The sequence below is a fragment of the Priestia sp. 53B2 genome, from assembly GCF_056099005.1.
Genome location: NZ_JBLZXA010000025.1, coordinates 23,341 through 32,114, shown reverse-complemented (window position 1 = coordinate 32,114; position 8,774 = coordinate 23,341). Strand labels below are relative to the sequence as shown.

General features: G+C 34.3%; 8 protein-coding genes and 1 riboswitch. Of the genes, 5 read left to right on the top strand and 3 right to left on the bottom strand.

Annotated features, from left to right (window positions below; translation table 11 throughout):
• The first annotated feature begins 257 nt into the window (after positions 1-257).
• From ACN6NE_RS20435 to ACN6NE_RS20420, 4 genes are all read left to right on the top strand, one after another.
• On the top strand, positions 258-794 hold the full coding sequence (locus ACN6NE_RS20435) for a cysteine hydrolase family protein (RefSeq protein ID WP_474326938.1): 537 nt from the start codon (positions 258-260) through the stop codon (positions 792-794).
• 151 nt (positions 795-945) lie between these two features.
• Positions 946-2,409 (top strand): pyridoxal phosphate-dependent decarboxylase family protein, encoded by a 1,464-nt coding sequence (locus tag ACN6NE_RS20430; protein WP_474326936.1) that lies wholly within the window; start codon positions 946-948, stop codon positions 2,407-2,409.
• A gap of 170 nt (positions 2,410-2,579) precedes the next feature.
• A complete protein-coding gene (locus tag ACN6NE_RS20425) occupies positions 2,580-3,473 on the top strand; it encodes an IS110 family transposase (protein ID WP_474326934.1) in 894 nt (297 codons plus the stop codon).
• Positions 3,474-3,925: 452 nt separating this feature from the next.
• A riboswitch (ZMP/ZTP riboswitch) is annotated at positions 3,926-4,004 on the top strand.
• Positions 4,005-4,052: 48 nt separating this feature from the next.
• Positions 4,053-5,219, top strand: coding sequence for a phosphoribosylaminoimidazolecarboxamide formyltransferase (locus ACN6NE_RS20420; RefSeq protein ID WP_474326932.1), 1,167 nt, complete (start codon positions 4,053-4,055; stop codon positions 5,217-5,219).
• A 104-nt stretch (positions 5,220-5,323) separates the two neighbouring features.
• Here ACN6NE_RS20420 and ACN6NE_RS20415 read toward each other — a convergent pair whose 3' ends face one another.
• Positions 5,324-5,932, bottom strand: a complete 609-nt coding sequence (locus tag ACN6NE_RS20415; RefSeq protein WP_474326930.1) for a dienelactone hydrolase family protein — start codon at positions 5,930-5,932, stop codon at positions 5,324-5,326.
• Positions 5,933-6,184: 252 nt separating this feature from the next.
• Between ACN6NE_RS20415 and ACN6NE_RS20410 the strand changes: the two genes are divergently transcribed.
• Positions 6,185-6,712, top strand: coding sequence for an NAD(P)H-dependent oxidoreductase (locus tag ACN6NE_RS20410; RefSeq protein ID WP_474326928.1), 528 nt, complete (start codon positions 6,185-6,187; stop codon positions 6,710-6,712).
• A 13-nt stretch (positions 6,713-6,725) separates the two neighbouring features.
• Here ACN6NE_RS20410 and ACN6NE_RS20405 read toward each other — a convergent pair whose 3' ends face one another.
• Entirely contained in the window at positions 6,726-7,085 is a 360-nt protein-coding gene (locus ACN6NE_RS20405) for a winged helix-turn-helix transcriptional regulator (RefSeq protein WP_474326926.1), read from the bottom strand.
• Positions 7,086-7,565: 480 nt separating this feature from the next.
• On the bottom strand, positions 7,566-7,850 hold the full coding sequence (locus tag ACN6NE_RS20400) for an AbrB/MazE/SpoVT family DNA-binding domain-containing protein (protein ID WP_474326924.1): 285 nt from the start codon (positions 7,848-7,850) through the stop codon (positions 7,566-7,568).
• Between the last annotated feature and the right edge of the window lie 924 nt (positions 7,851-8,774).

Below are 8,774 nucleotides of genomic sequence, written 5' to 3'. Positions count from 1 at the left end.
TGTACCATGTATTAAATAAGTTGTTCGGATAAAAAGAAGGCTTGAGCCGTATGACGGGAAATCTGTCACGTGCGGTTCTTAGGGGGGCGGGCGCTCGTGAGAGTGCCTGCCTACCCGACTAAACTAGATTTGTATATCATATGCATTTTGAAGAAGGCTAAATTTTGCAGGATAAGGCTATATAACATAAGGTTTTAATTTGATATAATATTGTTTTGAATTTTTTTCCACACAACTCGATGGAGGGATATAATCAAATGAGTAAAAAAACAGCTTTGTTGCTTATCGATGTTCAAAACATCATGTTTTCTTATGAAGGTGGATCTTTATGGAATGAACAGCAAGTGTTTCAAAATATTACTTCTCTAAGAGAGAAAGCGCACCAATCTAATGTACCAATTATCTATATCCAGCATACAGACCCTAGTTCCGGTAGTATCCTTAGCGAAGGAAAAGTCGCATGGGAAATCCATCGGGATGTTCGCCCTTTACCAACGGACATAGTTATTCAAAAATCTTCTTGGGATGCATTCTATCAAACAACTCTACATAAAAAACTTCAAGAGCTTGAAATCGAAAAATTAGTCATTGCAGGCATGCAAACTGAATTTTGTTTAGATACTACTTGTAGAAGAGCATATAGCTTAGGTTATAAAGAGAATATCTTAGTAAAAGATGCCCATAGCACATTTGATACAGCTGTGCTCTCAGCTTCTAAAATAGTAGAACATCATAATAATACGCTGGGTGGCAGGTTTGTTACATTAAGAGAAGTAAATGAAATTATATTTTAAGCCAATAAAGAACTTTTTAGAGATAAAAAACAGCCTTTCAAAGGCTGTTTTTTGTTCCTAGAATGCTGATTATGGTAACTAGATACGTATATGGTATACACATTTCTCTCTCTTATTGTTAGAATAATTAGACTAATAGGAAAGAAGTGTGATGATGATGAAAATAGGCGTTCTTCCAACTGATTCCTTTATTGATCCAAACGGCAAAAATGTTAAAGAGGCCAAGATACTTATTGATACAGTAATAAATTTGGTAGTTGATTATGCAAGCAATTCAGGAAACCATCCCCCTCTTTCTGATGAATTTAAGACAAAACTTTTTAATGAATTTTCTTCAGATGGTATTCCCACAGAAGAGCTTCTTTTACAGTTAGAGACCATCGTAAAGCACTCTATGAATCCTTTAACTCCAAGGTATATGGGACATATGGACTCCATTCCTACGTTAATTTCTTGTTTGAGTGAGTTTGTAACAACTACCCTTAATAACAATATGCTGAGTCTAGAGATGTCTCCTGTCTTTTCTAAAATGGAGGTTCAAGTACTTCAACAGCTTACTCAGATGTTTGGTTTAGGAAAAAATGCTGGCGGAGTTATAACAAGTGGTGGTAGCCTTGCTAATCTTCAGGCCCTAGCAGTTGCACGGAATTCTATCCTTCAAGTAAAAGAGAACGGACTAACTTCTTTAACAAAGCAACCTGTCATTTTGGTTTCAGAAGCAAGCCATACTTCTTTACATAAGGCTGCAATGCTACTAGGGTTAGGCACATCTAGTGTCATTCCTGTAAAAAGTAATCCTAATTCTCAAATGGATACGACAGATTTAGAAACAAAGATTACTACTCTTATTCAAGAAGGAAAGCAACCTTTTGCAGTTGTAGCTACGGCAGGAACGACTGTTACAGGTAGTATTGATCCTCTACTGCCTATATCAGAAATAACAGCGAAATACGGAATGTGGTTTCATGTAGATGCAGCCTATGGTGGAGCACTTGTCTTTTCAAAAAAACATAAGACACTTCTCTCTGGGATTGAACAAGCAGATTCGATTACATTCAATCCACAAAAATGGATGTATGTCGCCAAAACATGTGCAATGGTTTTATTTAAAAACCATCATTTGTTAGAAACAGATTTTCGCATTTCAGCACCTTACATGAATGAAACAGACTTTACTAATTTGGGAGAAATAAGCGTTCAAGGTACTCGACATGCCGATATCCTCAAGTTATATCTATCTCTTCAGCATATTGGTCTAAAGGGATATGAAGATTTAATAAATCGAGGTTTCACACTCGTTGAAGAATTTACAAGAGAAGTAAAGAAACGATCTTATTTGGAGCTATCAGGTGAATCAGATACTAATATATGTTGTTTTAGACTACGTTTGAACGAGTATGACCAAAAACATCAAGATCAATTAAATCTTAAGTTGCAACAATATTTATTAAAAGATCAACATGTGTTTTTATCCTTACCTACGTATAGAGGAAAGCGTTGGTTGAGGGCAGTTTTATTAAATCCTTTTATCTCGCCTTCAACTATCCAACAAATCTTTAAACAGATTGATGACTTTTATAGTGAGCATTGTATGGAACATCCACTCTTGAAGTGAAAATGTTTTTTATAATCACTAAAGAATGAATTAATTATGTTTGGTGCCTACCTTATGTAAACTAGCATTCCTGTTTGAAATTACTTGGTGTCTTGAAATAAAAAAGTCCCCTTGATATGATGCAGAAGGTCATGGCCATGACTTCAATTCATCATTCAAGGAGGACTCTTATGAATTGTACTCAAAACGAAAAGTTGAATCAAGTTACACCCCATACACTGATTGTCGGGGTAGATATTGCTAAATTCAAGCATGTGGCTCGAGCACAAGATGATCGTGGAAAGATCCTTGGGAAAGCTCTAACCTTCACGAATACAAAAGAAGGATTTGATGCGTTCTTTGCCTGGTTGGAAGAGATGCAACACAAACATGAGAAAGCCGATGTTCTAGTTGGTATGGAACCTACCGGTCATTACTGGTTAAATCTCGCCTATTCACTAAAGGAGAGACTTGTCTCCTTCGGAGTCGCTAATCCTCTGCACGTTAAGCGAAGTAAAGAACTCGACGATAACTCTCCAACGAAAAACGATATCAAGGATGCTAGAGTTATCGCTCAGCTAATAAAAGATGGTCGATTTTCTTATCCTCGCTTACCAATGAATCAGGATGCAGAAGTAAAGGCAGGAATTACAATCAGAAACCAAATTGTAGGTGATTTACAAGCTCTACAAGGACGGATTCACAATTGGTTAGATAAGTATTTTCCAGAGTTTTTAACCGTTTTTAAAGACTGGAGTGGAAAGATGGCGTTGGCCACGCTAGAACATATTCCTCTTCCAGTTCAACTTAATCAAACAACACCCGAAAGGGTGGCAGAAATATGGTCCACTTACGGAGGCGTACAACGCCCAAGTCATAAACGAATACAGCGACTTCAAGAGGCTGCTGGACGTTCAGTAGGGTTGACGGTTGGACTACAGATGGCACAACGAGAAATAGCCATAAATATCAAACGATATAAGATGCTTAAAGAAGAACTACATGCATTAGAAAAGCAATTGGAAGACCTTGTACTGACCCTGCCGGGTATTGCTGAAATGCTGACTGTACCTTTGGAAGCTTAACCTTTGTCCATTAAAAATGAAGCACGGAGTATTTGGGATAAAACAGACTTTCAGGCATTTGACCTTGCAAACTAGCATTACCCAACTCTATCTCATAGATAGATTGAACGAAGGAATGTAGGCGCTAAGACGCTAAGAGACATGGGAGATTTCATCGCTATGAGACATATAGAGATCCATTGTGCGACCATATGTATGTCTCCATCTTTTTTTAAAATAATGAAAAAAGAATAGCGAAGCTATTCCCCTTAGTACCAGTTTCTTATAAAAATGAGAATATAAGGTGTGAAATAGACATAAAAAATTTTTTTATATTTTATATTCCCCCTATAAACCCTTGATATTACTCAGTTTATAGAGGGAGCTCCGTATATGATATACAATAAAAAAAGAAAAATTTGGCTAAATCTATTGTTAAAATTAATATTATTATGTAAAATTTTCTTATAAAACAGACTATGTGTTACTGGCGTAAACATGGAGGACCATGAGGAAGCACATAGATAACGGCCGTACGCCTGGGCAAAGTATTTGAACATGAGTTCAAATACTTTTTTTATTTAGAAGGGAGATTTTTAAGTGAAAGAAATTTGTTTACGATACGGGATGAATCCAAATCAAAGTAAAGCTAAAGTTCAGAATGCTGAAAACATGCCTATTAAAATCTTAAATGGAGAAGCGAGTTATATTAACTTTCTAGATGCATTAAACGCTTTTCAACTGGTCCGGGAGCTTCGACAGGCTACTAGTCAACCTGCAGCTGCATCTTTTAAACATGTAAGTCCAGCAGGTGCAGCTGTGTACTCTCCACTAAATAAGACACTTACTGAATCCTATTTTGTTGAAGGCTTAGACCTGTCTCCTTTAGCTATTGCTTATGCAAGAGCGCGTGGGACAGATAGGATGTCTTCATTTGGAGATTGTGCTGCTTTTAGTGATGAAGTTGATATAACTGTAGCTAATCTCCTCAAAACAGAGGTTTCTGATATAATTGTTGCACCAAGCTACACTCAAGAAGCATTAGAGATTTTGAAACAGAAAAAGAAGGGAAAATATCTAATTTTAGAGATTGATCCCAACTATGTGCCTGACTCAATTGAAAAAAGAACGGTATTTGGAATTACTCTAGAACAGCAAAGAAATGATGTACAGATTGGGAAAGAAGTTTTTAATCATATTGTTACGACTCAATATAGTATTCCTGACAATGCAAAGAGAGATCTTCTTGTTGCTCTTATTACATTGAAATATACACAATCAAACTCTATTTGTTTCGCTTTAGATGGTCAAACAATTGGAATTGGTGCTGGACAACAGTCCCGTATTCATTGTACAAGGTTAGCAGCTGAAAAAGCTGATAAATGGTGGTTAAGACAACATCCAAGGGCCCTTAATATGAAGTTCAGAGAAGGCATTTCTCGTGTAGAAGTCAATAATGCGATTGATGGATGGTTGAATGATGATATTACTGAGGTAGAAAATGAACAATGGAAACAATGTTTTCAGGAGGTTCCTGCTAGGCTAAGTAAGAGTGAAAAACAGGAATGGTTAAAAAGATTAAAAGACGTTTCCTATGCATCCGATGCTTTTTTACCGTTCCGTGATAATATTGATCGTGCGGCTCAAAGTGGCGTTAAATATGTGGTTCAAACAGGGAATTCTTTACGAGACGATCAAGTTACACACGCAGCAAATGAATATGGAATGGTCATGGCACATTCAGGCATACGTGTATTTCATCATTGAGCTATGAATAAATATAATTAATCAAAAAGAGCCACCCCCTTAGGTCTTGGCTCTTTTTTATACTGTTTCCGATAAGCAACATCTTGTCGCACCATAATATAATTTTATAGGAAGCTTTCACTTAATTGCTTCTGTACAAATTCATTTATATGTTGCAAAGCCAGATGAGCTGACAGTTTCTTGTAATTATCTGAAAATGGATCCATAAATCCATGAGATCCTTCAAAACTTTTCACTTGCAAAAACGAATATCTTTTTTTCCTTAACACGTCTACTAGTTTATGAATATCGAATGCTTTTTCTTTATTTGCAAATATAAGTAATGTAGGACATGTAGGCTCAACATCTACATAATCTCGGATACGAGATCCATAGCAACCTATTACAAAGTCACATATCTTATTTTCACTACATAACCATGCTATTGTTGCCCCAACACTAAATCCAATGACTCCGACTCTCCTATATTGTTGCTTTAGTTCGGCTATGACTTGATTAATTTGTTGCACTCCCTTTTCAAATCCAACATTTTGAGTGAAATTTTCATAAGCAAATTCTTCTTCACTATACGAATAAGGAATTTCTTTATGTAATAGATTAGGGCATATTATATCTATTCCTAATTTTGATAATATCTCCTTCATATATTTCATATGTTCGTTAACTCCGTATATTTCATGAACTAGTACAATAGCCATATTATGATTCTTCATCATAATCCTCCTATCAAGACGCTTTATATTTAGTTTATATACAATTCAGTTTTATTTCTACTTCCCATACAGTGTATTATTGGGGCTATGACATAACAACCCTAGAGTAATAACTCCAGGGTTGTTATTGTAATGATTACTTAGTAGGAAACACTTACCTAAAGGTAAGTACCTGTACTGAAAGTGCGTACTTACATATCTGTAGTGGGAGTTTTATAATCAAAATGTAATTAATATTAAGGAGGAATAATTTTGAAAACTCTTGTTATCGTAACACATCCAAGCTTAGAAACATCAGTTATTAATAAGAACTGGGTAGAAGAACTCAAAAAATATTCAGAAAAATATACAATTCACGAATTATATAAAGTTTACCCTAATGGCAACATAGACGTGGAAAAAGAACAAACCTTGATTGAAACTCATGGAAATCTAGTTTTTCAGTTTCCTGTATATTGGTTTAATTGTCCACCTCTTTTAAAAAAATGGATGGATGATGTTTTAACTTATGGATGGGCCTATGGTTCAACAGGAGAGAAATTAAAGAATCGTAAAGTTGCTTTTGCTGTGTCTGCAGGGATTAAAAAAGAAGACTATAGTGATAATGGAAGATATCAATATACACTTGAAGAAGTATTGGTTCCGTTTAAAACCACAGCTCTGTATTGCAACGCAGATTATCGTTCGTTCTTTGCTTTTTATGGAGCAGAATATGAACCTTCTGCAAGTGAAGTGAAAAAAAGTGCCCAAGATTATTTCAATTTTATTGAAAACCTATAAGAAGTAGTTTTATCTATTGTTGTACAGCCTCCAAAGCTGACAAATTGTTTTTCTCCCCCCACTCACACATCATATCTAACAAGGGAATAAGGGAAAGACCACGTTCAGATAATGAATACTCAACTTTTGGAGGTATTTGTGGAAATTCCTTACGTATAATAAGACCATCTCTCTCAAGATCTTTTAACATAACGCTTAACGTTTTATAGGAAATGGTACCGATACATCGTTTCAACTCATTATGTCGCATAACCTTATTTTCAGCTAGCCAATACATAATGATCATTTTATATTTACCACCTATTAAAGACAACGTATATCCAAAACCAGTGTTTTTTAGTTCTACACCAGTTGGAACACAGGTTTCACTCATAGGTTCCACTCTCCTTCTGATAAGTCAGTATGTAATATAAAGATGTATACTTTATAATTATATTTTAACAGAAATGATGCCTTTATTCAGCTTGTATATTAGTTATCGTAATCATCTTAATCAGGGTTCTGGGAATAAAAAACAGCCTTCTAACGGCTGTTTTTTATTCCTATGAAAGTTTTTAATTGGTTTAAAAAATAATTTTTCTTGCTTCTTTTAACGTAATAAATCTGTTACCTAGCATATTATTATGGTGTTCTACTCCGGGGTAGCTTTTTTTATTGAATACGGATAAGCGACATTATGGTACCTTAAAAATAAACCTTGAAATTGTATAGAGTGATATGTAAGTCTACATCTGAAGCCTTAACGTATCAATGTGTGAAGATAATACAGCAGCAAGTGGCATTGCAACGTAAGAGCCGAGTCAATATATTTTGAAAGGAATGTAGCTCCTAGAAGATAAAAATGAAAGAATGGTCACTCAATCTGTTTTTTTATATCAACTAATTGTTGTAATAAAATCTTTTCTCCTTCTGAGCTTAGCACGATATTACCTATATACACTTTATTTTTATCACTTACCTTACCAGTGATAGCACAGGGTTTACTTTCATCACATTTTTGGATAATTATTGCTTCATTTTCTATAGACATCTCCATATAACTCTCACTGCCTTTTATCCCTAAGGTACGTCGTAGTTCACTAGGGAATGTGACACGTCCAAATTTGCCTAACCCCTTAATTAGCCCTATTTTTTTCATTTTCTCACTCCTAATTTAAATTCTCTTTTAATTTAATAATGGTTATTAATTAATTGTATTTTGATGACAAATTATCTCCATAAGAGAATTTTTTCCTGGGGTAATTTTCATCACAAAACTGTATTTTATTACCTCATTATCTTTTTCTTGTTTATTTTCTTTTAATAAAAGTGATATATGAATTTAAACTAACACCAAAGATTTATTAAGCCTCATTTTATAATACAAACTACAGAATTAAACAAAAATCTACATAAAATCGCCCAATAATATCCATTAATTTATTTATATGTAAAAAATTATTTAAATCCATATATGATAAAATTAAATGTTTCTATATCTAATAATGGAGAATACGCACTTCTTTCTTATCAAATTATCCATAAAAATAATTTAGAAAATTTATAATTTTGTGTAGTTTTCTGTATGATTATATAGTTCCTATTATAAATTAAAGATACGACTTCGCTGGAGAAAAAATGAAAGCGCTTAATAAAAGTCTATCTTTTCTTAATTACACTTCAATGGAGTGAAGATATTTATAAACTAACTACAGAAAAAAAGTTGCTCTCATTGTATCCGTATTAATGACTTAGAGGAGTATCGCTATCTCTTCTGTAAGGTTAGTTAAATTAGATATATCTACAAAAGAAAGAGTGTTCATTCAAAATGTAGAGGTTTTAAGATTTAAGTCCACCCCATCTTATGGGCATAATTTAGAATAGAAGAAACTCGTCAAAAAGGGAATTTGCTTACAATAGCAAAAGCTTCTCTTGACGATGCTATTGAGATGTTTTAATTGTCTTATTAGATGCCTAGGGCATCTTTTTCTCTTTTCTCATATGTTCGAGGGCTATAAGAAAAGTCGGATTCGTATCTATCGTAATACCATGAAAAGGCTGAAAAGTTTTCTAAAAAACGCTG

Excerpts from the sequence above, each read along its gene's own strand:
- ACN6NE_RS20430 (WP_474326936.1), top strand. The coding sequence starts at position 946 with ATGATGATGAAAATAGGCGTTCTTCCAACTGATTCCTTTATTGATCCA.
- ACN6NE_RS20405 (WP_474326926.1), bottom strand. The coding sequence starts at position 7,085 with ATGAGTGAAACCTGTGTTCCAACTGGTGTAGAACTAAAAAACACTGGT.
- ACN6NE_RS20415 (WP_474326930.1), bottom strand. The coding sequence starts at position 5,932 with ATGAAGAATCATAATATGGCTATTGTACTAGTTCATGAAATATACGGA.
- ACN6NE_RS20400 (WP_474326924.1), bottom strand. The coding sequence starts at position 7,850 with ATGAAAAAAATAGGGCTAATTAAGGGGTTAGGCAAATTTGGACGTGTC.
- ACN6NE_RS20425 (WP_474326934.1), top strand. The coding sequence starts at position 2,580 with ATGAATTGTACTCAAAACGAAAAGTTGAATCAAGTTACACCCCATACA.
- ACN6NE_RS20435 (WP_474326938.1), top strand. The coding sequence starts at position 258 with ATGAGTAAAAAAACAGCTTTGTTGCTTATCGATGTTCAAAACATCATG.